At 66.5% G+C, this 23539-nt stretch carries 22 protein-coding genes and 2 tRNA genes; 9 read left to right on the top strand and 15 right to left on the bottom strand.

The features are described from left to right. The first annotated feature begins 29 nt into the window (after positions 1–29). Complete coding sequence (locus tag O5K31_RS06080; protein ID WP_269716416.1) at positions 30–1244, top strand: serine hydrolase domain-containing protein; 1215 nt, start codon at positions 30–32, stop codon at positions 1242–1244. Here O5K31_RS06080 and O5K31_RS06075 read toward each other — a convergent pair. After that, on the bottom strand, positions 1241–2488 hold the full coding sequence (locus tag O5K31_RS06075; protein WP_269716415.1) for a class I SAM-dependent RNA methyltransferase: 1248 nt from the start codon (positions 2486–2488) through the stop codon (positions 1241–1243). The genes O5K31_RS06080 and O5K31_RS06075 overlap by 4 nt on opposite strands. A gap of 228 nt (positions 2489–2716) precedes the next feature. On the opposite strand from O5K31_RS06075, the gene O5K31_RS06070 reads away from it, so the two are divergent. Both O5K31_RS06070 and O5K31_RS06065 read left to right on the top strand, forming a co-directional pair. Beyond that, the gene (locus O5K31_RS06070; RefSeq protein ID WP_269716414.1) at positions 2717–3133 is read left to right on the top strand and encodes a glycine zipper 2TM domain-containing protein; all 417 of its coding nucleotides are present in this window, start codon (positions 2717–2719) and stop codon (positions 3131–3133) included. A 67-nt stretch (positions 3134–3200) separates the two neighbouring features. Then, positions 3201–3806, top strand: coding sequence for a hypothetical protein (locus tag O5K31_RS06065; protein WP_269716413.1), 606 nt, complete (start codon positions 3201–3203; stop codon positions 3804–3806). A gap of 6 nt (positions 3807–3812) precedes the next feature. Here O5K31_RS06065 and O5K31_RS06060 read toward each other — a convergent pair whose 3' ends face one another. Next, positions 3813–4886 (bottom strand): M48 family metallopeptidase, encoded by a 1074-nt coding sequence (locus O5K31_RS06060; protein WP_269716412.1) that lies wholly within the window; start codon positions 4884–4886, stop codon positions 3813–3815. Between the two features lie 51 nt (positions 4887–4937). After that, on the bottom strand, positions 4938–5669 hold the full coding sequence (locus tag O5K31_RS06055) for a TlyA family RNA methyltransferase (RefSeq protein ID WP_269716411.1): 732 nt from the start codon (positions 5667–5669) through the stop codon (positions 4938–4940). Positions 5670–5743: 74 nt separating this feature from the next. On the opposite strand from O5K31_RS06055, the gene O5K31_RS06050 reads away from it, so the two are divergent. Continuing rightward, a complete protein-coding gene (locus tag O5K31_RS06050; RefSeq protein ID WP_269716410.1) occupies positions 5744–7219 on the top strand; it encodes an amidase in 1476 nt (491 codons plus the stop codon). Between the two features lie 4 nt (positions 7220–7223). Here the strand turns inward: O5K31_RS06050 and O5K31_RS06045 are convergent, their stop codons facing one another. From O5K31_RS06045 to O5K31_RS06020, 6 genes are all read right to left on the bottom strand, one after another. Then, entirely contained in the window at positions 7224–7589 is a 366-nt protein-coding gene (locus O5K31_RS06045) for an iron chaperone (RefSeq protein ID WP_269716409.1), read from the bottom strand. Positions 7590–7593: 4 nt separating this feature from the next. After that, positions 7594–9348: a class I adenylate-forming enzyme family protein gene (locus O5K31_RS06040; protein ID WP_269716408.1), complete on the bottom strand. Its 1755-nt coding sequence runs from the start codon at positions 9346–9348 to the stop codon at positions 7594–7596. A gap of 196 nt (positions 9349–9544) precedes the next feature. Next, positions 9545–12385, bottom strand: coding sequence for a valine--tRNA ligase (locus O5K31_RS06035; RefSeq protein ID WP_269716407.1), 2841 nt, complete (start codon positions 12383–12385; stop codon positions 9545–9547). 135 nt (positions 12386–12520) lie between these two features. Then, complete coding sequence (locus O5K31_RS06030) at positions 12521–13039, bottom strand: DUF2497 domain-containing protein (RefSeq protein WP_269716406.1); 519 nt, start codon at positions 13037–13039, stop codon at positions 12521–12523. 110 nt (positions 13040–13149) lie between these two features. Next, complete coding sequence (locus O5K31_RS06025) at positions 13150–14646, bottom strand: TolC family outer membrane protein (protein WP_269716405.1); 1497 nt, start codon at positions 14644–14646, stop codon at positions 13150–13152. 141 nt (positions 14647–14787) lie between these two features. Beyond that, on the bottom strand, positions 14788–15360 hold the full coding sequence (locus O5K31_RS06020) for a protein-L-isoaspartate O-methyltransferase family protein (RefSeq protein ID WP_269716404.1): 573 nt from the start codon (positions 15358–15360) through the stop codon (positions 14788–14790). A gap of 147 nt (positions 15361–15507) precedes the next feature. Here O5K31_RS06020 and O5K31_RS06015 point away from each other — a divergent pair. Next, positions 15508–15581 (top strand) — tRNA-Cys (locus tag O5K31_RS06015). A 27-nt stretch (positions 15582–15608) separates the two neighbouring features. Here the strand turns inward: O5K31_RS06015 and O5K31_RS06010 are convergent. Beyond that, on the bottom strand, positions 15609–16262 hold the full coding sequence (locus O5K31_RS06010) for a putative nucleotide-diphospho-sugar transferase (RefSeq protein WP_269716403.1): 654 nt from the start codon (positions 16260–16262) through the stop codon (positions 15609–15611). A 294-nt stretch (positions 16263–16556) separates the two neighbouring features. Here O5K31_RS06010 and O5K31_RS06005 point away from each other — a divergent pair, with 294 nt between their 5' ends. From O5K31_RS06005 to O5K31_RS05995, 3 genes are all read left to right on the top strand, one after another. Then, the gene (locus O5K31_RS06005; RefSeq protein ID WP_269716402.1) at positions 16557–17075 is read left to right on the top strand and encodes an SAM-dependent methyltransferase; all 519 of its coding nucleotides are present in this window, start codon (positions 16557–16559) and stop codon (positions 17073–17075) included. A gap of 229 nt (positions 17076–17304) precedes the next feature. Beyond that, the gene (locus O5K31_RS06000; protein ID WP_269716401.1) at positions 17305–18351 is read left to right on the top strand and encodes a glycosyltransferase family 4 protein; all 1047 of its coding nucleotides are present in this window, start codon (positions 17305–17307) and stop codon (positions 18349–18351) included. A gap of 139 nt (positions 18352–18490) precedes the next feature. After that, a tRNA-Asn gene (locus tag O5K31_RS05995) sits at positions 18491–18565 on the top strand. 91 nt (positions 18566–18656) lie between these two features. Here the strand turns inward: O5K31_RS05995 and O5K31_RS05990 are convergent. Both O5K31_RS05990 and O5K31_RS05985 read right to left on the bottom strand, forming a co-directional pair. After that, positions 18657–19199, bottom strand: a complete 543-nt coding sequence (locus O5K31_RS05990; RefSeq protein ID WP_269716400.1) for a porin family protein — start codon at positions 19197–19199, stop codon at positions 18657–18659. 146 nt (positions 19200–19345) lie between these two features. Beyond that, positions 19346–19807 (bottom strand): Lrp/AsnC family transcriptional regulator, encoded by a 462-nt coding sequence (locus O5K31_RS05985; RefSeq protein ID WP_269716399.1) that lies wholly within the window; start codon positions 19805–19807, stop codon positions 19346–19348. A gap of 136 nt (positions 19808–19943) precedes the next feature. On the opposite strand from O5K31_RS05985, the gene O5K31_RS05980 reads away from it, so the two are divergent. Next, positions 19944–20309 (top strand): VOC family protein, encoded by a 366-nt coding sequence (locus O5K31_RS05980; RefSeq protein WP_269716398.1) that lies wholly within the window; start codon positions 19944–19946, stop codon positions 20307–20309. Between the two features lie 4 nt (positions 20310–20313). On the opposite strand, the gene O5K31_RS05975 is transcribed toward O5K31_RS05980, so the two are convergent. Genes O5K31_RS05975 through O5K31_RS05965 form a run of 3 tightly spaced genes read right to left on the bottom strand, consistent with a single transcriptional unit; the run spans position 20314 to position 23432 of the window. Next, entirely contained in the window at positions 20314–20754 is a 441-nt protein-coding gene (locus tag O5K31_RS05975) for a VOC family protein (protein WP_269716397.1), read from the bottom strand. 12 nt (positions 20755–20766) lie between these two features. Then, complete coding sequence (locus tag O5K31_RS05970; RefSeq protein WP_442867777.1) at positions 20767–22572, bottom strand: ABCB family ABC transporter ATP-binding protein/permease; 1806 nt, start codon at positions 22570–22572, stop codon at positions 20767–20769. A 53-nt stretch (positions 22573–22625) separates the two neighbouring features. Next, a complete protein-coding gene (locus O5K31_RS05965; RefSeq protein WP_269716395.1) occupies positions 22626–23432 on the bottom strand; it encodes a hypothetical protein in 807 nt (268 codons plus the stop codon). Between the last annotated feature and the right edge of the window lie 107 nt (positions 23433–23539).

The raw sequence follows: 23539 nt of genomic DNA, 5'->3' as shown, positions 1-23539 counted from the left end.
CGAAGGTACATTATTTATGGGAGCGGCGAGTGACTGATCACATCGGGGCGGTGCTGGACGGGCTTGTGGCGGACGGCGAAATCGCTGGCGCCGCGACCTTGGTCTGGAGGGACGACGAAGTGATTCAGAGCGCCGCGACCGGCTGGCGAGACCGCGAGGCTGGCGTCCCCCTTAGCCGCGACAGCTTGTTCCGCATCGCTTCCCTGACCAAGCCGATTACATCGGTGGCGGCGCTTATGCTCCTGGAAGAGGAGCGATTTCGGCTGGACGACCCCATCACCACCGTCGCTCCCGAGTTCGCCAACCAGCGGGTTCTGCGCATGTCGGGCGGCCCGCTTGACGACACGGTCCCGGCTGACCGGGCGATCACCTTCGAGGATCTGCTGACGCACCGCTCCGGCATCACCTACGGCTCATTTCATCCTGGTCCGCTGGCCCAGGTCTATAGCAACGCTCTGGGCGGCGACATCGACAGCGTGGTGGCGCCCGACGCCTGGATCGCGGGTCTGGCCTCCCTGCCCCTGGTCGATCAACCGGGTGCGGGGTTTCACTACGGGCACTCCACCGACCTTCTCGGGCTTTTGATCGCCCGCATGGAAGGCTCACCCTTGGGCGAAGTGCTGGAGCGCCGAATCTTCAGGCCGCTCGGCATGAAGGACACCGGCTTCACCGTGCCGCCGGCAAAGCGAGACCGACGCGCGGGCATGTACGGGTTCGACGATGAGGGACGCCTGCTCAAGCTCGCTGTCGCGCCGGGCGGCGCCACGGTGGCTGAACGCCCCGAGGACATGACCTATGTCTCGGGCGGCGCGGGCCTGTGGTCGACGCTGGACGACTATTTGGCGTTCGCGCGACTGTTTCTGGGCGATGGCGCGATCGACGGCGTACGACTCCTGAAACCGGAAACGCTGAGGTTGATGACCGCCAACCGGTTGACCGACGAGCAGCGCGCCAACGCCACCACCCTGGGCATGCCCGTTTTCGCCGCCGGCAACGGCTTTGGCCTGGGCGTGGCGGTGGTCACCGATCCCGAGACGGCCTTGGCCACGCATTGCAAGGGTGGCGTCGGCACGGTCGGCTGGCCAGGCGCCTATGGCGGATGGTGGCAGGCTGATCCCACTGACGGGTCAGTCATGATCCTGCTCCAACACAACATGGTCGAGTTGGAGGGCCTGATGAAGGGACACGGTCTGGCCGGCTATGGCGCCGTCCAGCAGTTCCATGCCCTGGCTTCGGCGCTCTAGCGGCTGAAGACGCCTACCAACTCGATGTGTGGTGACCACAGGAACTGGTCGACCGGCATCACCTTCTCGAGCGTGAAACCGGCGTCCACCAAGGCGCGGGCGTCGCGGGCGAAGGTGGCGGGATTGCAGGATACGCTCACCACCCGGGCCACCTTGGACTTGGCGATCTCGGCGGTCTGCTCCAGAGCCCCGGCGCGAGGCGGGTCGATGACCACCACATCGGTCTTGGCCAACTCGGTTGAGAGCACCGGACGGCGAGCCAGATCCCGCGCTTCTGCCTTGATGGGCTTCAGTCCTGGCGCGGTGCCGATCGCCGCGTTCAGCGCGCGAATGGCCCCTTCGGTGACGTCGGCGGCATGCACCGCGCCGATCTCCGCCAGACGGAAGGTGAAGGTGCCCACCCCGCAATAGAGGTCGGCGATACGGCTGGCGCCTTGCGAGGACTCCACCGCGAAGTCGATCATCGCCTTCTCGGCCGCCGGCACCGCCTGCAGGAAGGCTCCTGACGGCAGGGCCACGGTCGCCGGACCCAGCCGCACCACCGCCTGGCGGATTCCGTAGATCGCCTCGCCGGCCATGGTCACCCGGGCAAAATTCCCCTCCTGAGCGGCCTCAGCGGCGCGCAGGCGCGCGTCAGCCGACAGCCCTCCGCTCTTGCGCTCCACCCCGGTGACGTCGATGTCCAAACCCGTGGCGGTCAGGGTGACGTGCAGGGTCGGAGCCGACTTCGGATGTTCCAGAAACGGCGCGGCCAGCTTGCGCAGGGCGGGGAACGCCGCGACCAGGCGAGGATCGCTGATCGGGCACTCGCCGATCTCCACCAGATCCCACGACCGCCGCGCCTTGAACCCGATGCGTGCGCCGCCCTTGCCCTTGCGGGCGTGCAGGGCCAACCGCCGCCGCGAGGCGGGCGGCGAGGCGAAGGTCGGCAGGATTTCGGTTTCGATCCGCTCACGACCCAGTTGGATGCGCACCTGCTCGCGCTTCCATTCCAAGTAAGGCGCGTTGTCCCAGTGCTGCAGAGCGCAGCCGCCGCATTCGCCGAAATGGACACAGGGCGGTGAAACCCGCTCGGCGCTCGCTTGCAGGATCTCCAGCAGTTCGCCGCGTCCATTTTCCACCCGCGCGCGGACGATTTCGCCTGGCAAGGTCAGTGGGACGAACGCGGGCCCTTCCGCCAGGCCGTCGCCTTGGGCGCCGATGGCGTTGATGGTCAGGTCACGGACCTCGGCGGGTTTGCCCATAAGCTCGGAACTTCCTCTGGCGCCGCCCATTCCCTCTCCACGGTGAAGCTAGGCCGAGCGCGCGACCGCCGCCCTTAGCACAGCCAGCCGCGGATCGCTCCCCGCGTTCCAGATGAACGAAGATGAACGGATCGCTCAAGCGCCGTTCAGCTTCATTCATCTAACCAGACCTCATCAGCAGCGCTTCGGCCGAAAGCCACGCGCCAGCGGTCGGTAGGAGTAGCTCAGATGAAGACCATTCTCGCTTTCGCGGCGGCCCTCGCGGTCACTGTCCCGACCCTGGCTGTCCCTCAATTCGCCGCCGCCCAATCGTCCCGTTCCTATGGCTCCGGCGACATCTGCCGTGCTGAGCAAAAGCGCAAGGCCAATCAGGGCACCGTCATCGGCGGCCTGTCGGGCGCGCTGCTGGGCGGCGCGGTCGCGGGCAACGGCGCCAAGACCGAGGGCGCGGTCCTCGGTGGCGTCGTCGGCGCGGTCGCCGGTCACCAGATCGCCAAGAACCAGGTTAAGTGCGTGGACTATCCGCGCCGCGTCGCGGCCCGCCGCGATTGCCGCTGGGTCAACGAGTACTACGGCGGCCGCAATCACGGCTTCGAGGTCTGCCGTGGCCGCGACGGCGCCTGGCGACCCTCGGGCCGCAGCTAGGATCTGGCGCGGCTAAATTTCGACAACAAGAAACACCAGCATCATCGCTCCATCAGGGGATAACGACATGAAGACCCGTTCCAAGATCGCCGCCGGACTCGGCCTGCTCGCCTCGGCGGCGGCCCTGGTCGGCACGATGGCCGCGCCCACCGTCTCGATGGCGCAGTCCTCGGGCTACTACGACAGCCGCGGCGGCTATTATTACGACCCTTGCCGTCGCGACACGACCACCCGCGGCACTACCGGCGGTCTCGCGGGCGCGGGCCTCGGCGCGTTGATCGGCGGCGGCCTGGCCTCCAGCGGCGTGAAGGCCGAAGGCGCGGTTCTCGGCGGTCTGCTTGGTGCTGTCGCCGGCAGCGCGATCGGCCGCAACGGCGCGGCCTGCACGCCCGGCCAGCGCGCGACCTACGCCCCGCCTCCTCCGCCGCCCCCGCCGGAAGTCGGCTACTACGACAACCGCGACTATTATGACCGTTATCAGGACCGTTATTCGGCCCGCTATGACGACCACGACCGTTTCGACGACCGTGCCCGTCCGGTGGCCGAAGCGCGCGGCGACGCCGGCGGCTGCAGCCTGGCCGAAAGCCCGATCCACCTGCCGGACGGCCGCATCCAGAAGCGCTTCGTCCGCGTCTGCCAGGACGCCAACGGCGACTACCAGGTCGTCGACTAAGCGGCCCTAGAGCGGCGAATCCTTCTTGAGGCGGGGCAGCAGCGGCTGTCCCGCCTCTTTCCTTTCAGCGATCTCGCGACGCGTGGCGGCCAACGTCAGAAAGCGTTTCACCGATGTGGGATGCGTAGTCGTCTTGCGAATGCTCGAAGGGTTGTCGACCGCGCGCCGACGCCAGAACTCCTCCGACCGCTCAACGTCATATCCAGCTCGCGCCGCGAAATAGAGCCCGACATAGTCGGCTTCGCTTTCAAACTCCGGAGAGTGGGCCAACGCGCCAGCTTGCGCACCGGCTTCAGCGATATCGCCGCCCGTATTGATGCCTCCCGCCGCCAGCGCAATATCGATCAGCGCTCCACCTAACGCGCCCCACAGAGCATTCTGCTTGCTCTTGTCGATATGCCCCATGACGTTGTGTGCGAGCTCATGCCCAACGATCAGGGCGAGTTCATCATCGTTCTTCACGAACCGCATCATGCCGCGCATGAAGACGACCCGATCACCATCGGCGAAGGCGTTCACGTCATCAGAGTCGGCGATGAAAAACGGATAGCCGCACACCTGTCGCCCAACGATGTCGAAGGTGAACACCTGGTCTCCCCGCTGAATCTGGAGGTTCTGAGACCCATGAAGGGCCGCAGCCAGCAGACCTCTCGCTGACTTGCCGGCCTTCGGGCCGCTGGCGACACGTGAGCCATTCACCGCTAGAAGCTGGTCACCCATCCGCAGCCCGGCCTTGGCTGCCGGCCCTCTCTCGTCCAGCCACGTGACCTGCGGCTTGCCCGAGACGCCATGCACGGCCTTGGCAGCCGCGCGCATCTGCCCCGCATAGTCGTAGATGCTTTCGAAGTGGGCGCCGATCGAAAGTGCGCGGCGATGGCATAGTTCAACGTTCGCCGCCTTTACATGCTCCGCGATCCGCAGCAGGCGCGCCGTCTCTTCAGACCGGACGGCGAGCACATATTCCTGCTGCCGCCGGGTCTCCTCATTCCGGGCGTCGATGCTGACTTCCGGTCCTTCCGTGACAGGCGTGGCGCAACCGGACAGCAGGACGGCGGCCAGCGCGGCGATGCAGCGCTTCATTGAACATTCCCCGATCAACCCGCCAAGGTTGTTCGACGAACGCTGTTATGGTCAAGCTGGGTGGATTGCCCAAACGAGGTGCTCGACAGCACCTTCCCCACCAAGGATCGGGCTCGGGGCGGTTTCCCGGACGGTCCAGCCGCTTTCGGCCAGAAACGCCAGCACGTCGGCGACCGCCTTCTCGCGAGCAGCCTCGTCCTTCACCAGCCCGCCCTTGCCGATGTTCTCGCGACCAACCTCGAACTGCGGCTTGATCAGAGCCACCAGGTCCGCGCCCGGCGCCGCCAGGGCCAAGGCCGCCGGCAAGGCCTTGGCCAGACCGATGAAGCTGACGTCGCTGACCACAAGTTGCGGCGCGTCCGGGATCAGGGCGGCGTCCAGCGAGCGGGCGTCCGTGCCTGACAGATCGATGACCCGCGGGTCGCTCCGAAGTTTGGGGTGCAACTGCTCCCGCCCCACGTCCACGGCATAGACCATGGCGGCGCCTCGGCTGAGGCAGACCTCGGTGAACCCCCCGGTCGAGGCCCCGACGTCCACGACCACCCTACCCTCTACCATGATCGGCCACAGGGTCAGGGCGTGCTCCAGCTTCAGCGCGCCGCGACCGACCCAGGGATGCGCCGCTTCCGCGACGATCTCGGCATCCTCGGGGATCGCTTCGGAGGCTTTCGAGACCGTCGCGCCGTTGGCCGTCACCCCGCCGGCCTCGATTGCGGCGCGGGCCTTGGCCCGGCTGTCGAACAGGCCCCGTTCGACCAAAAGGATGTCGGCGCGCTTCCTCATCGACCTTCCCTTATCCTCCTGACTTGCGAAGCCCAATGGTTACGGGTCAGCTTGGTGAAAACGGGAGGGTGTGAATGTCCTTGCTTCGCCGCGATCTGCTCGTCGCCACCTCGGCCGCTGGCCTCGCGCCCGCCTTCGGCGCTCAGGCGAGTTCCAGCGCACCCTGGACACCCGACGCGTCGGAAATCGCCAGCCGCATCCGCCGCAAGAAGCTGTCGCCCGTGGAGGCCGTCGAGACGGCGATCCGCAATGCTGAAGCGCTGAACCCAAAGCTCAACTTCATGGTCACGCCGAACTTCGAGCGCGCCGTGGACAGGGCCAAGGCCGGCGGTCTCACGGGTCCCTTCGCCGGCGTGCCCTTCCTGGTCAAGGATCTGAACGACGTCAGGGGCCTGCCCACCCGCTACGGTTCGCGCACCGGCGCCCAGGCCCAGGCGGCCAAGACGCAAGACGCCTATATCGACGCCTTCGAGCGTGCGGGCTTCATTATCATCGGCAAATCGGCCACGCCCGAATACGGCTTCCTGCCGACCACTGAACCCCTGGCCTCGGCCCCCACACGCAATCCGTGGAACCTGGCGCGCTCTCCGGGCGGCTCCTCAGGGGGCGCGGCGGCCGCGACCGCAGCCGGGGTCGTTGCGATCGCCCACGCCAATGACGGCGGCGGTTCGATCCGGATTCCGGCCGCCAACTGCGGTCTGTTCGGTCTGAAGCCGTCGCGCGGACGCATGATCGGCCCTCGGCCCAGCCGGCGCGCCATCGATCTGGCCGTGGAGCATTGCGTCTCCCACAGCGTACGCGACAGCGCCGCCCTGTTCGCGGCCACCGAAAACGCAGAGGCCGGATCGCCCCTGCCCCCGATTGGCTTTGTCCTGGAGCCGTCCAGGCGCCGCCTGCGCGTCGGCGTGGTCATCGAGGGCGGCACAGGCCTGAAGCCCGACGCTGAGGTGGCCAAGGCGGTCGAGAACGCCGCCGCCCTGCTGCGCGGCCTCGGCCATCAGGTGCAGCCCACCCGCTGGCCCATCGACGGCGAGCAGTTCGCCCGCGACTTCAACGCCCTGTGGGGATCATCCGCCGCTGGCCTCGTGACCGAATTGACCCGCATCATGGGCAAGGCCCCCGACGCCTCGGTGCTGGAGCCGTTCTCTCTGGGCGTGGCGGAGTTGGGCAAGTCGGCGCCCGGCGGCATGGACGCGGTCGTAGCCCGCCTCAATGCATCAGCCGCCGCCTATAATGGCTGGTTCGACACCTATGACGTGATCCTTAGCCCCGTCCTGGGCAAGCCGCCGGTGCAGTTGGGCTATGTCTCCGGGGACGTACCATTCGACACGCTGGTCCAGCGGCTGGTGGCCTATGTAGGCTACACGCCTATCGAAAACGTGGCGGGAGCCCCTGCCATGAGCGTGCCGCTCTACTGGACGTCCGATGGCCTGCCCGTGGGCGTGCAGTTCGCGGCCAAGGCCGGCGATGAGAAGACCCTGTTCGAGCTAGCCTATGAGCTGGAGCGGGCCCTTCCCTGGGCGCACCGACGGCCGCCGGTCCACGCCTGATAACTCAGGACATCGACTGGCCGCGCGCCTTGATGTCCCTGAGCATGGCCTCGACCACAGCAAAGTCGATCCTGTCGGGACGGCTGTAGCGCACGCAGCCCTTGCCGCAGTCGATGCCTCCCAGTTGATCCTTGAACCGCTCGACGGCGGTCTGCCCGGCGTAAAAGGCGATGTGGCGCTTCTGGCTATTGAAGGCGACGGCCGGATCCTGTCCGTTCAGGCTGTAGCCCGGCATGCCCCAGGCCATCTTCTCCTCGTAGCCATCGAGGACGCTTCGGCACAACGCGCGCAGCCGCTGGAGAGCGGCGAGCCGATCCGGCTCGACCGTCTCCATATAGGCGTCGACGGTTGGCGCCTTCGACTGCACCATGGAGTCAGCCCTCCACGAACACCTTCTTCAGTTCGTTCTTGAGGATCTTGCCATTGGCGTTGCGTGGCAAGGTCTCGTGCCAGAACACCACCTTCACCGGCACCTTGAAGGCCGCCAGCCTGTCGGCCACGAACGCGCGCAGCTCGGTCTCGGTGGCCTGGGTGTCGGGCTTTAGGGTCACCACCGCCGCTGGCTCCTCGCCCAGGCTTTTATGCGGGATGCCGACCAGGGCCGCATCCATAACCGCCGGGTGGTCGTAGAGGACGTTCTCGACCTCGATGCAGTAGATGTTCTCCCCGCCGCGGATCAGCATGTCCTTGGCCCGGTCAATGATGAAACAGAAGCCCTCGTCATCCAGGCGCGCCAGGTCGCCCGTCTTCACCCAACCATCGACGAAGGTCTGGGCCGTGGCTTCAGGCTTGTTCCAATAGCCTTTCACCACCTGCGGGCCCTTGCACCACAGCTCGCCGACCTCGCCGATCGGCAGTTCGCGGTCGCCCTCGATCGACATGATCTTCAGGTCCGTGACCGGCACGGCCGGGCCGCAGCTGTCGGGGCGGTGTTCGTAGTCCTCGGCGGAGTTGCTGGTGGCCGTCGCGGACGTCTCGGTCATGCCCCAACCGTTGCCGGGCGAGGACTTTGGCCACAGCTCCTTGATCTTGCGGACCAGTTCGGGCGCCGAGGGCGCGCCGCCATAAGCCACCGTCTCGATGGACGACAGGTCATAGTTCTCACGGGCCGGATGTTCGATGATCTGCCAGGCGATGGTCGGCACGCCGCCGATCTGGGTGACCCGCTCGCGCTCGATCACCTGCATCGCCTTTTCCGGATCCCACTTGCGCATCATGACCAGCTTGGCGCCGCCGAACAGCGACGGGTTCAGCACGGCGAAGCAACCCGTGGCGTGGAAGAACGGCACCGACAGCAGGGACGCCTTCTGCGGCGCGTCCGGGTCAGGCGCAGGCGGCGCTTCACCCCGACGCAGGAAGGGGCGCGCGCCCGAGCACAGGGCCGCCAGGATGTTGGAGTTGATATTGCGCTGGGTGGCCAGGGCGCCCTTGGGCTTTCCCGTGGTCCCCGAGGTGTAGAAGATCGTCGCGTCGTCGTCGGGCTGGATCTCCACCGTCGGCAGGGGCGCATCCGGCAGCTTCGCCCAGTCATTGGGAGCGCCGATCTTGCTTTCCAGCTTGCAGACGTAAGGGTGCGTGACCTCGTCCACCTCACGGCTGACATAGACACGCTGAAGTTCGGGGCAGTTGGGCAGATGTTCGGCCAGGCGCTCGAAACGCTCTGCGTCGACGATCAGGACCTTGGCCCCGGAATCGGTCAGGCCGTATTCCAGTTCGGCCCCCGTCCACCAGGCGTTCAGCGGTGTGACGATCGCGCCCACCGAGACACCCGCATAGAAGGCCACCGGCCATTCGGGCAGGTTGCGCATCACCAGGGCGATACGGTCGCCCTTCTGCACACCAAAGGAAAGCAGTTCGGCCGCGAAGGCGACCACCGCGCGATAGAAGGCCTCGAAGGTGACCCGCTCGTCCTCGTGGACCAGGAAAACCTTCTGACCATGGGCGCGGCCCATTTCCACGATGGACCGCAGGGCGGGCGGCGCATTCTTCCAGACCCGCGTCTTCACCCCGCGGATGTCCAGCTCCTCCATCTCGCACGGCGTGCCAGGCGCCGTGATCATGGCGAAGGCCTGTTTCACCGACATGGCGGGCCAAGGTTGAGGGGTGGCTGCGGTCGCGGCCTGGGTCATCATGCACTCCCGGTAGGTCTGCGCTTCTATCGAGCGCCTCGCCGCACAGAAAACACCGCCGGGACCGGGATGTAAACGTCCGTTTGACCGTGAGGGAACATCGATAAGTTAGGGAACAGCGCTCGCCGTAAATGCAAAGAGGCGGCGCCCGATCTCCAGGCGCCGCCTCTTGTCTCGTTTCAGCGCAGCGGCTGGATCAGCCGACCGCTTCCAGACGCGCCAAGGCGGCCTCCAGCTTGGCCTTGGCCGCCTCCGCCGCGGCCAGGCGTTCGCGGTTCTCCTCAACCACTTCAGGCTTGGCGCGCGCGATGAAGTCGGCGTTGTCCAGCTTCTTGGCGGTGCGCTCGATGTCGCTGACGTGGCTGGCGATCTCCTTGGCCAGACGCGCCTTTTCCGCCGTCAGGTCGATGAACTCCGCAACGGGAAGAGCCAGGGTCGCACCCTCGACGACGAAGGGGATGGCCCCCTCCGGCGCCGTCGTCTCGAATTTCACGCCAGAGACGCGAAGGGTCTGGGCGATCACCGCGGCGTTGGACTGGAAGGCGGCGCGCTGCGCGTCGCTGGCGTCCAGCACCAGCAGCGGCGGCTTGGCCGACGGCGGCACGTTCAGTTCTGCGCGAACCGAACGGCCCTCGCTGACCGCCGCGACCACCAGGCCGATCTCGGCCTCTGCGGCGGCGTCCACGAACGACAGGGGCAGGTCCGGCCACTTGGCGGTGATCAGCATGCCGTCGCGGGCGTGACCGAATTCAGCCGTCTTGTTCCACAGCTCCTCGGTGATGAACGGCATCACCGGGTGCAGCAGCTTCAGGCACACATCCAGGGCCCAGGCCGCCGTAGCGCGGGTCTCGGTCTTGGCCGCCTGGTCGTCCCCGTTGAGGATCGGCTTGGCCAGTTCCAGGTACCAGTCGCAGAAGACATTCCAGACGAAGCGGTACAGGGCGCCGGCCGCTTCATCGAACGAAGCGTCTTCAAGCGCCTTGGTTACCTCGGCCGCGGTCTTGGCCGTCTCGCCGCGGATCCACTTATTGATCGTCTGGGTGACGTCGGCCGGATCGAAGCCCTCGACCCGCACGCACTCGTTCATCTGAGCGAAGCGCGCGGCGTTCCACAGCTTGGTGCCGAAGTTGCGATAGCCCTCGATGCGCTGACGCGACAGCTTGATGTCCCGCGCCTGGCCCGACATGGCGGTCAGGGTGAAGCGCATGGCGTCGCAGCCCAGGTCGTCAATGATCTCCAGCGGATCGATGACGTTGCCCTTGGACTTGCTCATCTTCTGGCCCTTCTCGTCGCGGACCAGGGCGTTGATGACCACGCGCTTGAAGGGGACCTCGCCGGTGAAGTGCAGGCCCATCATCATCATCCGGGCGACCCAGAAGAAGATGATGTCGAAACCCGTGACCAGGGTCTGGGTCGGATAGAACCGCTCCAGGTCCGAGGTCTTCTCCGGCCAGCCCATGGTCGAGAACGGCCACAGGCCGGACGAGAACCAGGTGTCCAGGACGTCTTCGTCACGGAAGATCGGCCAAGTCTTTTGGTCGTCAGGCTTTATCTGTTGCGAATAGGCATGCTGTGTCGCTTCGGCGGCATCCGAAACAACCACGACTTTCGATCCGAAGTAGGCCTCCGCCAGAGCAATGGCTTCCTCCTCCGTCTCGGCTACGAAGATTTCGGGATTAGCGCGATCTTCGAGGAAGGTGGCGGAGTCACTCTTCTTGATGAAGGTATACCAGGCCGGAATGCGGTGGCCCCACCATAGCTGGCGCGACACGCACCACGGCTCGATGTTGCGCATCCATTCGAAGTAGGTCTTCTCCCAGTTCTTCGGCTCGAAGACGGTGTCGCCGTTCTCCACCGCCGCGATGGCCGGCTTGGCCAGGGTAGCGGCGTCGACGTACCACTGGTCTGTCAGCCACGGCTCGATGACGACGCCCGAACGGTCGCCATGCGGGACCATGTGGCGGGTCTTCTCGATGGCGCGCAGCCAGCCTTCTTCCTCGGCGCGGGCGATGATCGCCTTGCGGGCGGCGAAGCGGTCCATGCCCACATACTCGGCCGGCGCCGGCTCGCTGATGCGGCCATAGGCGTCGAGGATGTTGATCGCCTCCAGATCATGACGCTTGCCGACCTGGAAGTCGTTGAAGTCGTGCGCCGGGGTGATCTTCACCGCGCCCGAACCCTTTTCAGGGTCGGCGTATTCGTCCGGCACGATCGGGATCAGGCGGCCGGTGATGGGCAGGCGCACATGCTTGCCAATCAGACCCTGATAGCGCTCGTCGGTCGGATGCACGGCCACGCCGGTGTCGCCCAGCATCGTCTCGGGGCGGGTGGTGGCGACGACGATGAAGTCGCGCGTCTCCCACTCGGTCGCCTTGCCTTCGTCGTCGAAGGCGATGGGGTGCTGATAGGTGACGCCGTCTTCAAGCGTATAGGCGAAGTGCCAGTAGTGACCGTCGACCTCCTTCTGCTCGACCTCGAGGTCGGAGATGGCGGTCTGGAAATGCGGGTCCCAGTTCACCAGTCGCTTGTCGCGGTAGATCAGGCCTTCCTTGTAGAGCTGGACGAAGACCTTGCGCACGGCGGCCGACAGGCCCTCGTCCAGGGTGAAGCGCTCGCGGCTCCAGTCGCAGGACGCGCCCAGGCGACGCAGCTGGTTCTGGATCGAACCGGCGCTCTCGGCCTTCCACTTCCACACCCGCTCGATGAAGGCGTCTCGGCCCATGTCCCGGCGGCTGGTGTTTCCCTCGGCGGCCAACTGGCGTTCGACCACCATCTGGGTGGCGATGCCCGCGTGGTCGGTGCCCGGCAGCCACAGGGCCGCCTTGCCGCGCATGCGGTGGAAGCGCGTCAGCACGTCCTGCAGCGTATTGTTCAGCGCATGCCCGATGTGGAGCGAACCGGTGACGTTCGGCGGCGGGATGACGATGCTGAACGGCTCGGCGTTCGGGTCATCCGTGGGCTTGAAGGCGCCGGACGCCTCCCAGGCCTCATACAGGCGCGGTTCGACGGTCTTTGGATCGAAGGTTTTTTCAAGCATGGCGATGCAATGGGAGGTCCAGCCGGGGCCTATAGCAGGAAAGGCGGCGAAATCGTCAGTCGTGTGATGAAAACAAATGAAAAACGCCGCGACGGCGGACCGTCGCGGCGCTGAATTACGTCAGTTCGACAGCCTCTAGCTCGTGCGCTGGCGAGCGATGCGTTCGACTTCCTGGGCTACCTGGGCCTCGACGATGCGAGGCAGGTTGTCGTCCAGCCACACCTTCAGCATCGGGCGCAGCATCTCGCGGACGACGTCCTCGAGGGTGCGGCCTTCCTTGGGCATGGTGATCGCGGCCGACAGGCTGGTGAAGGCCGAGGCGGCGGCGGCGGCGGCGTGGTCGCCCACCAGACGCTCGGTGTCGCTCACCGGCGGAAGCTCCGGCTCCGGCGCGGCGGCGGCAGGCGGCGTATAGACGTCGAGGTCGCCGTGGCTCTCCACCGGCGCGTCGAGCGGCTCGGTCAGCTCCAGAACGTCTTCGCCAGCGTCGGCTTCGGCGCTGTACTCGTCATAGCTGGAAGGTTCTTCCACGGCGGGCGCCGGAGCGTCTTCGCCGCCGGCCTCCTCCGCGGGCGCATCATCTTCCGAGATGATGCGGCGGATGGAGGCTAGGATTTCCTCCATTGTCGGTTCTTGTGCTTGCGCGTCGGACATAGGGCTCGGCCGTCTCTTGGGCGGGGTGCGATTCCGCCGAAGCGTAGGCGGTCAGCGCCTGTCCTGCAAATGGGTTCGCCCCGCTTCATAAGGAAGCAGGGCGATGGGTCCTATTTCGCAGTGGCGACGGGGGCGTCGGTCGGCGCGGCGCCGATGGCCGGCGCGCCGATCTTGTCGACGCCTGCCACGACGGGCTCCCACGGCACCCATCCGACGCTGGTGCTGGCCTTGCGGAAATTGACGACGGGGTCGTAGGCGGGCACGTCCGCGGCGATGGCGCGGGCCTCAAGGCGACCGGAAGCCGACAGGACGGTCGAGGCCGCCACGTACTCGTCGCGACGAGCGGTGACCAGGGCCAGTTCAGCATTGCGCAGCTCTTGCTCGGCGTTCAGCACGTCGAGGGTGGTGCGCAGGCCCACCTGGTTCTCCTGACGCACGCCTTCGAAGGCGATGCGGGCGGCGCGGACCTGTTCCTCATTGGCCACCAGATTGGCGCGAGCGCCCAGCAGCTGGTTCCACGAGGCCGAGACCTGTTGCAGCACTTGGCGGCGGGCGGTCTCGATCGCGATGCGGGCGGCGTTGTTGCGCTCCACGGCCGCGCGGACGCGTGAGGAGTTCAGGCCGCCGGTGAAGATCGGCACGTTGGCGGTGGCGCTGAGGCGGATCTGGCGATCGTATTCGTCCGCGTCGAACGGATCGGCGTGGCCGGTGTAGCCGAGCGTGCCGGCGAGGCCGATGGTCGGGCGGTGGGCGGCCTTGGCGGCGGCGACCCGGGCGCGGCTGGCCTGCTCGGTGAAGTCGGCGGCCAGGATTTGCGGGTTCTGCTGCTCGGCGGAGTCGAACGCCTGATCCACGGTGGCCGGCAGGACCTGCGCCAGCGAGGGCTCGGCGGCCAGATCGCCTGGGTTCTGACCGACCACGGCGGCGTAGGCCGCGCGGCTGACCGCGAGCTGCGCCTGCGATGACGCCAGGTTGGCGCGGGCGGCGGCGAGGCGAGCCTGCGATTGGGCCACGTCGGTACGGGTGATCTCTCCCACTTCGAAGCGGGCGTTGGATTCGTCGAGCTGGCGCTGGAGGACGGCGACGTTCTCTTGGCTGATGCGCAGGCGCTCCTGATCGCGGCGCACATCGACGTAGGACTGGATCACCGAGCCCACGACCGACTGCTCCACAGAACGCAGGTTCTGGCGACCGGCGTTCACGTCCGCCTCGGCGGCGGCCACTTCCGAACTCACCCGCCCGCCAGTGTAGAGCGGCTGGCTCACGGTCAGGCTTGCGCTGCCGGTATTGTTCTCGGTCGAGCCGCCCACGGTCACGTCCGGCACGCCGTCGCCGTTGGTGTCGATCTGGCCCGGGCTGCCCGGCTTGATGTGACTGTAGGAGGCGCCCAGCGCCCCGCTCACCGTCGGGCGGTAACCCGTGCGGGCCTGCACATAGCTTTCATCAAGGGCGCGCTGGTTGGCGCGCTGTCCCTGAAGCGTCGGGTTGGTCTGGTAGGCCAGGGCGATGGCCTCGGCCAGGGTCTCGGCGTGGGCGCCGCCCACTCCGGCCACCAGGCCGATACTGCAAGCGGCGGCCAGCAAACCCGCACGACGGCTTTTGAACATCCCGTTCATCCTCGAAAGAAGCGCATCCCGGCGCGCCTGTATTGCGCCGTTTAGGCCGCAGCGTGAGCCACGGCCAGTTAAGCTTTTTTCACACGAGAGCGCCGCGGACTTATGTCTGCGCTGAAAACAACGTGCTCAGATTCAGAAGACGAACTTGGCTTCCGGTTCAAACCCGGCCAGCAGCGGCGCGGCGGAATCGAACGCCGCCCGGCCGCCGACGCCGTCAGCGGCGCGGACATAGACCATGGCGCGCCCAACCGACCCCTTGCGCTCGACGACGCCAAGACGACCACCCAAAGCCAGCGCTTCGGTCCAGCTGGCCGGAACTTGCGCTACGCCGCCCTCGACCACGATCACGTCGTAGGAACCGCCAGGCACGGCCGTCAGATCGCCTTCGGACAGATAGGTGACCGAAAGGCCCATGTTTTCCAGCACAGCGCCGGCATAGGGCGCGGCGATGGCCAGGGCCTTCTCGCCGGCCTTCGGGTGCATGAACTGCAGCAGCTTGGACACGTCGCGCGGACGCAGCAGCCAGCGGCCCGGCGCATACTCGACCTCAAGATCGGCATAGGCGCGGAAACCTTGATCCGCCGGAACACAGGCTTCACGCGGCGTCGCCAGCAGAGCGTCCTGCAGCGCGAAATCGGTGACGTCATTGATGCGGATCTGGCTGTCGACCATGTTGATCCGTGCTGCCGCGAAGTCGGAGCTCATCTATCCCTCTGGGCCCGAGCTGAAATTCGCTGCGCTTATAGGTCCGCCCGCCGTCCGCGCCAAGCGATCTGAAGGCTGCGATTGCAACGGCTCCGCCCTTCTGGTAGCGATCCGCCCTCTTCGGAGCCGCCCATGCGGCGCCGAGGCGGCCTGATGGCGGAGTGGTGACGCAGCGGACTGCAAATCCGTGCACCCGGGTTCGATTCCCGGTCAGGCCTCCAAATCTCTTCAACGCGCGGCTGTCCGCCCTACGGGGCGAGGACACGCTGACCAAGCGGGACCGAGCCAAAAACCTGGCTTGGCATCTCCAGACTTCGCTGGTCGTTCGGCATTCCCGCAAAGTGGATGATGATCGGATTGGCGCGCATGGCGTCGGGCTGGCCAGCCACCAATGTGGGGATGGCGTTCCACTCGCCGGAAATCCACTCGATCCTGGCTAGACGTTCCTCGTTGAAGGCGTTTTCGCATCGCCCGCCGGTGATCTCGTAATGGTAGCCGATCAGGTCCATGAACGCAGCCTGCTCCCACCAGTAGTGGCCGATGTATTGCGTACGGTCCCAGATTTCTTCGAAGAGCTCGAGAGACCACGCGCAATTTCGGATCAGCATCACCCCCGTATTCGGCCGCTCGGCGAACAGAAACAGTCCGCCGGGCCGAACCATCGAGATGCGAACATACTGACGTACGAGATAGAGGTCCTTGTCTTGCTGGACCAAGTCGAGGATGTCGCGATCGCCGCGAACGAAACAGGCGTCGGCGTCGATCCACATGATGAACTCGTGCTTTCCGCGCCGAAGTTCATCCAGAATGACCTTCACCTTCATCCACGCGGGCGGACGGCCAATGTCCTCTAGCGGATAGATTTGGTGATCGGCATCGTGGATCGCCGCGTAGATGCGCATCGAACGGGCGCAAACCTCTCCCATGACAGCGAATTGGTCATCGTAGGCCGTAACGATCTTCAGCCTGTTGTTCAGCGGAGCACCTGGAATTCAAAAGCACGCCGTCAGAATCGCAACGGTCGATCGACGATAGGCGCCCGCATTCGCCACTGGCAGTAGTGCGCCGTGCTGAATTCATGGCGGCACAGCGCAACATGTGTAGAGGGGAGCGGCGCCTCGCTCCAGCCTCCTCTTACCTTGTTGCTTTGACGGACGGCGCTTCCAGTATGGAGCGGCGCGTGTTCCCTTGGCGGCATGAAGCTGCTCGCCGCCCTATTCTCCCTTTGCATCGCCGGAACCGCCCTCGCCGCGCCCAAGCCGGACGTCATCTATGTGGCGACGCCACAGCCCGTGGTGGACGCCATGCTGGAGATGGCCAAGGTGGCTCCCGGCGACGTGCTCTACGATCTGGGCTCTGGCGACGGGCGCATCCCGATCACGGCGGCCAAGCGCTTCGGAGTCCGCGCCGTCGGCATCGAGATCGACGTGGCCCTGGTGCGAGAAGCCTCCCGTATCGCGCGCCGCCAGCGCGTCGATCACCTGGCGACCTTCCGCAAGACCGACCTGTTCGAGGCCGACCTCAGCGAGGCCAGCGTCGTCACCCTCTATCTGCTGGACACCTTGAACCTGCGCCTGCGGCCAAAGCTGCTGCGCGAACTGAAGCCGGGGTCGCGTGTCGTGAGCCACGCCTTCGACATGGGGGAGTGGAAGCCCGACGCGGTGCGCGAGGTGGACGGCAACACGATCTACCTGTGGACCATCCCGCCGCGTTAACGGCGGAGCACAACTTTTTTGCTCAAGCTTGGAACGCGACGCCGAGGCGGGCTTTATCTGCAATGTCCCGCGCGGATTAAACTCCATGGGGGAACAGACCGGTCGGTGAGCACCTTACGCCCCCCCGACGAGACGCTCCCGACCGGTCACCTTCCCATAAGATGAAACCTTAGCTGTCAGGCGCACGTTCCTGCGACGGTGCAACCGCGCCGCCTGCAGGGGACCTTTCATGCGTATCGCTATGCTCGCGCCGATCTCGTGGCGCACGCCGCCGCGCCAGTACGGACCGTGGGAGTTGGCCACCAGCCTGCTGACAGAGGGCCTCGTAGCGCGCGGTATCGACGTGACCCTGTTCGCCACCGGCGACTCCCTGACCGCCGGCAAGCTGGAGTGGGTCGTGCCGCGCGCCTATTCCGAAGCGCCCGTGGACGTAAAGGTGGCCGAGACACTGCACGTGGCCAACGTCTTCGAGCGGGCCGGGGATTTCGACATCATCCACAACCAAGCCGACTTCGTGCCCTTGGCCTTCTCGCGCCTGACGCCCACCCCGATGGTCACCACCATCCATGGCTTCTCGTCCGAGGCGATCGTGGAGGTCTATGCCCGCTACGACGACGCCGGAGCCTATGTCTCTATCAGCGACGCCAATCGCCATTCGGCCCTCAACTACGCCGCCACGGTGCATCACGGGATCAAGCTCGACGACTTCCCCTTCGACGCGGAGGGGACCGATGACCTCCTGTTCTTCGGCCGCATCCATCCCGACAAGGGCGCGGCGGAGGCTGTCGAACTGGCGCGCCGCACGAACCGCCGGATGACCATGGCCGGCATCATCCAGGATCAGGGCTATTTCGACCGCGACGTGGCGCCGGGAATCGACGGTGACCGTGTCCGCTTCATCGGCGCGGTGGGCGGAGCCGAACGCGCTCGCATCCTGGGCAAGGCCCGCGCTCTGCTGCACCTGATCAATTTCGACGAGCCGTTCGGCCTGAGCGTGGTCGAGGCCATGGCCTGCGGCACGCCGGTGATCGCCATGAACCGAGGTTCCATGCCCGAACTGATCGACCACGGCGTCACCGGCTTCCTGGTCGAATCGCTGGACGAGGCGGCCGACGCCCTCACCCGGATTCACACCATCGACCGCATCGCCTGCCGCGCGGCGGTCGAGGCGCGGTTCACGGTGGAGCGCATGGTCGATGGCTATCTCGAGGTCTATCGCAACCTGCTGGCGCCCAGCGGTCGCGGGCTTAATTCCCGATTAACCGCGTCAGCCTGAGCGTGGATCGTCTTCTTGGAGACACCCGCCAATCTGAACTTTCCACAGCCCGGTTCGCGCCGGGCTGTTTTTCTGAGCACAGACGCTTGCGCGCCCCGTCAGCGGAGGCTATAGCCCCCACCTCTTCTGAGGCACCTGATCCGCGGTAGCTCAGTGGTAGAGCAGCCGGCTGTTAACCGGCTGGTCGTAGGTTCGAATCCTACCCGCGGAGCCAGGTCCCAGAACATCGCCGACCGGCGATCCTTCCTGACAGCATGAAGTCCCCCAACCTCGACGCTTCGGCGTGCGCCATCCTGTTCGCACGCCTAGAAGCGGCGCGTATAGCCGATCGACCAGACGTCGGCGTTGCGGTCGTAGTCGAAGTTCTGGTGGGTGTAGTCGAGGCGTACGCCGTTGGAGCCGTCGAGGAAGTACTGCACGCCGAGGCCATAGTTCCAGGACGTGGCCGTGTCCTTGTACGAGCCGGAGATCGCGCCACTGTAGTCCAGTTCGGACTTGGTCTGGCCGTAACCGACGCGGGCGAACAGATCCAGGTTGGGCTTTAACGGCGCATAGCCGACGACATAGCCCGCCAGCTGTCGCTTCAGGTCATCGCGCACCACGGTGTCGTTGAGGAAATGCTTGTCGCCGTTGACGCCGAGGCCCAGCTCTCCCTCCACCCCAACAAAGCGGCCGAAACGGGCGCCGAGGCGGCCCACGACCGAGCCGTAGTTCACGTCCTGGAAGGTCGTCGTATCGGCGTAGGCCAACGATCCGTAGAGACTTGTCGTCGAGGGCGTCTGCGCTTGGCCGACAACCGGCGCGGCCGCGACCAGCATCGCGGAGATCACCATATGATGCAGCTTCATTTTCTTATCCTGACTAATGACGCCACAAGCGGCGCCTTAGCGGACCTCGCCCGGCGGCACGGCCGTTGTTGGGCTGCAATCTGTAACAAGCGTCACAGTTTCGGGGGCCGGTTGCGCTTCCCTATGCGCCGATTGCCAAACAGCCTCTAGTCAGCCGCAATCGGCAGTGCCGCGCCGAATTTCACCCGATCCATCGCCACCAGCGTCTCGAACCCCCGGACGTTCGGATTGTCGAAGAAGCGCGTCGTGAAGGCCTGATAGTCGGCCATGTCGCGGACGGTCAGGGTGACGACGAAGTCCGCGCGGCCGGTGACGTACCAGCATTGCATCACCTCCGGCGCGGCGGTCATCTCAGCCTTGAAGGCGTCGATCAGGTCCGCCTGTTCACGCTCCAGTTCGACCAACACGATCATGGTCAGGCCGCGCCCGACCTTCTCCGGGGCCACCACCGACACGTCGGCGGCGATCACCCCCTCGTCGCGCAGGCGTTGGGCTCGCCGCAGGCACGCGGCCGAGGACAGACCCACCTTCCCGGCCAGTTGAGCGCCAGTCTGCTGGTTATCCTGCTGCAGGGCCGCCAGGAGCTTGGCGTCGAAGCTGTCGATCATGGGTCCCCGCGCGATTCGAGCATTCCGGTGCGCCATCATGGCGATTCCGCGCGCAAACGGCTCGGACTTTGCGCCCCTTCCGCACGGCCTCGTCGATATGGTGCCGCTTCCCACGACGACCACCCGGAGCCGCGACTTGCTCGACCACCTCGAACTGAAAAGCACCGACCTCGACCTCGCCGCCGCCTTCTATTCGAAGGTTCTGGCGCCGCTGGGCTACGCCCTGAAGGTGGACGAGGAGATCAAGAAGGGCTTCGGCGACGCCCACGGCCTGGACTTCTTCGTCACCGCTGGCGGGACTTCACAGAAGGTCCACTACGCCTTCGCCGCGCCGGACCGGGCCAGCGTCAACGCATGCTTCGAGGCGGGCGCCGGCGCGCCGGGCGGCAAGCAGGATCGTCCGCCAGCCCTCGCTCCCGCCATCCATGAGAATTACTACGCCGGCTACCTGCGCGATCCTGATGGCCACCTGGTGGAGTTCGTCTGCCAGAAGGCGGAGTAGCGGCTTACCAGACCCCGGTGTTGGGCATCGACGCCCACGGCTCGGCGGGCGGCAGATTATCACCCTTCTGCAGCAGCTCGATTGAGATGCCGTCTGGCGAGCGGACAAAGGCCATGTGGCCGTCGCGAGGCGGACGGTTGATCGTCACGCCCTTGTCCATCAGGTGCTGGCAAAGGCCGTAGATATCGTCGACGCGATAGGCCAGGTGGCCAAAGTTACGGCCGCCGCCATAGTCCTCGACATCCCAGTTGTAGGTCAGTTCGACCAGCGGGCTCTTGCCTTCCCGGACCTTGTCCATGTCGCCGGGCGCGGCCAGGAACACCAAGGTGAAGCGCCCCTTCTCGTTCTCGGTCCGATAGGCTTCGACCAAGCCCAGGCCGCCGCAATAGAAGGCCAGCGCCGCGTCGAGGTCCTTCACCCGGACCATGGTGTGCAGATATTCCATCGCGGCGCTCCTTTAGGACTGTCCCGCTTCTGATAGCGCCCCGTCGCGCGTCTGGCGACGCCATAGGGCGGCATATTCGCCGCCGGCCGCCAGCAAGGCGGCGTGATCGCCATGCTCGACGATCTTACCCCGCCGCAGCACCAGAATCTGGTCGGCGTCGACGATGGTCGACAGGCGGTGCGCCACCACCAGGGTCGTGCGGCCGCGCCGCGCCTTTCTCAGCGTTTCCTGGATCGCCGCCTCGGTGCGGCTGTCCAGGGCGCTGGTCGCCTCGTCGAGGATCAGCACGCGCGGCTCGGCCAGAAGGGCGCGGGCGATGCCGACGCGCTGCCGCTCCCCGCCCGACAGCTTCAGGCCCCGCTCGCCGACCTTGGTCGCCATGCCTTCCGGCAGCCCCTCGATGAACGCGCCGAGCTCGGCGGCGCGAGCGGCGGCCCATATCTCATCCTCGCCGGCGTCCGGTCGGGCGAAGCCGATATTGGCGGCCAGGGTGTCGTTGAACAGCGCCACATCCTGCGGCACCAGCGCCACCGCGCGGCGCAGGGCCGGCTGTTTCAGGTCGCGCAGGTCGGCCCCGTCCAAGGTCACCCGCCCCTGCTGCGGATCGATCAGGCGCAAGGCCAGGCGCACCAGGGTCGTCTTGCCCGCCCCGGACGGTCCGACGAGGGCCGTGGTCGTCCCGGGCGCGGCGACGAAGCTGACCTCGCTGATCCCCTCAGCCCGCGCGCCGTGGCGGAAGGAGACGTCCTCGAAAGCCACCGTGCCGCCGCGACTGTCGCAAGGCGGCAGGTCGATGGCGTCCGGCGCCTCGGCGACCTCCGGCTTCTGCCGGCGCAGGTCCATCATCGCCTCCATGTCGATGAAGGCCTGGCGGATCTCGCGATAGGCGAAACCGAGGATATTTAGCGGGTTGTACAGGTTGATCAGGATCAGGATGGAGGCGGTCACGTCCCCCGGGCCGATGCGGCCGGCGGCCACCTCCGCTCCCGCCAGCACCGCCATGACGCCCAGCCCCAGGCTCAGGATCGCCGACTGCGCCACGTTCAGCAGGCTCAGCGAAGTGGTGGACTTCACCTGCGCCCGGCCGTAGGCCCGCATGGCCTGCTCATAGCCGTACGCCGCCCGCGCCTCGGCGCCGAAAGCCTTGACCGTCTCGTAGTTCAGAAGGGCGTCAACCGCCCGGCCGGCCGCCTCGCTGTCGGCCTCGTTCAGTTCGCGTCGATGCTCGATGCGCCAGTTGGAGATGCTCAGGGTGATCCAGGCGTAGATCGCCACCGTCGCCACCGCCGTCAGGGCGAACCGCCAGTCGAAGGCCTTGGCCAGCACCACGGCGGCCATGAGCAGTTCCAGGATCGTCGGCCCGATGTTGAACACCAGGAAGCGGACCAGAAAATCCATGGACCGCGCCCCGCGATCGATGGTGCGCGACAGGGCGCCCGTGCGCTTGGTCTGGTGAAAGTCGATCGACAGCGACAGCGCGTGGGCGAAGGTCTCGGTCGCCGCCTTGGCCTGCGCCGCTTGGGCCACGGGCGTGAAGATCGCATCCCGCGCCTGGGGCGCCGCATAGGATATGAAGCGGATCAGAGCCCAGCCGAGCGCAAGGCCTGCGAAGGCGAAGGTCACCGCCGCCACGCCGCCTTGGCCGGCGCTCAGCCTGTTCACCGCCGCGCCCAGCAGCAGCGGCCCGACCACGCCCAGCGCCTTGCCGACCACGGTGAGGAAAAGCGCCACGCCCAAACGCCATTTCAGGCCGGGCGTGTCCGATCGCAGCAGCAGGCGGCCCAGATCCGCCAGGGCCGTCAATGGCTTGGCCTTCACCTGCGGTTCCGGCGCGGCATCCCGTCGCCGCGAGGGCGCGGCCGCCCGCAGGCTCAAGCGCCCGCCTCCATGACGATTGTGGTCTGCACCCCGCCCGCGGGGGTCATCCAGTCGATCCGCCAGCCGTTCGCCTCACGGGCGCCCTGGAACGGTCCGGCGGTCAGCGGCGCCACCGCCTGCATCGACAGCAGCGACGTATCTTCGCCGCCCTGACCGGCCGCCACGATCTGATAGGAGCCCGGGTCCAGCGGCCGGCTCAGGGGAAGCGTGAACCGCCCTTGGCTGTCGGCCTCGCCCTGCCCCCGGGTGATTCCATCGACGCGAATCTCCAGGGGCGTGTCGGGGACGGCCAGGCCGGAGACCACCGCCCCGCCCTCCTGGTCATAGTCGAGCGCAAGGATTTGCGGACGTGTGCCCGCGCCGGCGATGACATTGGCGCCCGCCCCGGCTCGCAAGATGGCGGCCTGGCCGGTGGGCGTGACCAGCACATAGCCTTCCGCTTGCACCGTTCGGTCGTCCAGCATCATGGACAGGCCGAACAGGCGAGGTCCGTCGCCGCGCGGCGCGACCACACTCCAGCCGCCGTCGGCATTGGCCGTCGCAAACAGCGTCTCGCCCGTCGGGGCCCCCATGCGTACGCGAGCGCCTGGCGCCGCCTTGCCGGACAGGCGCAGATTATCGCCCGCTCGCTCGACAGTCAGGACGGTTGGCGGCGCCATATAGGCGGCCTCCGCGGCGTCCGGCGGCGGCGCGGGGGCCTGGGCGCTCCAGGCGGCGGTTCGCTCGCGTTCGCATCCGCCGAGCGCTAGAATGCCGGCGACCGCGACGGACGCGCCAAAGATCGTTCCAGCCCGCTTCACGCTCAATCCTTGCAACCTCGCCGCCGACATCCGATGTTGGTGTCACACGATCACAGCCAGATCGTGATCAAAAGACGCGCCTTCAAGCGCGCCCAACGTTCTTTCCT

It is taken from the genome of Caulobacter sp. NIBR2454, assembly GCF_027474405.1.
Lineage (GTDB): Bacteria > Pseudomonadota > Alphaproteobacteria > Caulobacterales > Caulobacteraceae > Caulobacter.
This window is presented reverse-complemented; position numbering and strand designations above follow the sequence as displayed.

Bases quoted from the DNA above. Each gene is read 5' to 3' on its own strand.
- O5K31_RS06075 (WP_269716415.1), bottom strand. From the start codon at position 2,488: ATGGGCAAACCCGCCGAGGTCCGTGACCTGACCATCAACGCCATCGGC.
- O5K31_RS06070 (WP_269716414.1), top strand. From the start codon at position 2,717: ATGAAGACCATTCTCGCTTTCGCGGCGGCCCTCGCGGTCACTGTCCCG.
- O5K31_RS06065 (WP_269716413.1), top strand. From the start codon at position 3,201: ATGAAGACCCGTTCCAAGATCGCCGCCGGACTCGGCCTGCTCGCCTCG.
- O5K31_RS06060 (WP_269716412.1), bottom strand. From the start codon at position 4,886: ATGAAGCGCTGCATCGCCGCGCTGGCCGCCGTCCTGCTGTCCGGTTGC.
- O5K31_RS06055 (WP_269716411.1), bottom strand. From the start codon at position 5,669: ATGAGGAAGCGCGCCGACATCCTTTTGGTCGAACGGGGCCTGTTCGAC.
- O5K31_RS06050 (WP_269716410.1), top strand. From the start codon at position 5,744: ATGTCCTTGCTTCGCCGCGATCTGCTCGTCGCCACCTCGGCCGCTGGC.
- O5K31_RS06045 (WP_269716409.1), bottom strand. From the start codon at position 7,589: ATGGTGCAGTCGAAGGCGCCAACCGTCGACGCCTATATGGAGACGGTC.
- O5K31_RS06040 (WP_269716408.1), bottom strand. From the start codon at position 9,348: ATGACCCAGGCCGCGACCGCAGCCACCCCTCAACCTTGGCCCGCCATG.
- O5K31_RS06035 (WP_269716407.1), bottom strand. From the start codon at position 12,385: ATGCTTGAAAAAACCTTCGATCCAAAGACCGTCGAACCGCGCCTGTAT.
- O5K31_RS06030 (WP_269716406.1), bottom strand. From the start codon at position 13,039: ATGTCCGACGCGCAAGCACAAGAACCGACAATGGAGGAAATCCTAGCC.
- O5K31_RS06025 (WP_269716405.1), bottom strand. From the start codon at position 14,646: ATGTTCAAAAGCCGTCGTGCGGGTTTGCTGGCCGCCGCTTGCAGTATC.
- O5K31_RS06020 (WP_269716404.1), bottom strand. From the start codon at position 15,360: ATGAGCTCCGACTTCGCGGCAGCACGGATCAACATGGTCGACAGCCAG.
- O5K31_RS06010 (WP_269716403.1), bottom strand. From the start codon at position 16,262: ATGCGCATCTACGCGGCGATCCACGATGCCGATCACCAAATCTATCCG.
- O5K31_RS06005 (WP_269716402.1), top strand. From the start codon at position 16,557: ATGAAGCTGCTCGCCGCCCTATTCTCCCTTTGCATCGCCGGAACCGCC.
- O5K31_RS06000 (WP_269716401.1), top strand. From the start codon at position 17,305: ATGCGTATCGCTATGCTCGCGCCGATCTCGTGGCGCACGCCGCCGCGC.
- O5K31_RS05990 (WP_269716400.1), bottom strand. From the start codon at position 19,199: ATGAAGCTGCATCATATGGTGATCTCCGCGATGCTGGTCGCGGCCGCG.
- O5K31_RS05985 (WP_269716399.1), bottom strand. From the start codon at position 19,807: ATGATCGACAGCTTCGACGCCAAGCTCCTGGCGGCCCTGCAGCAGGAT.
- O5K31_RS05975 (WP_269716397.1), bottom strand. From the start codon at position 20,754: ATGGAATATCTGCACACCATGGTCCGGGTGAAGGACCTCGACGCGGCG.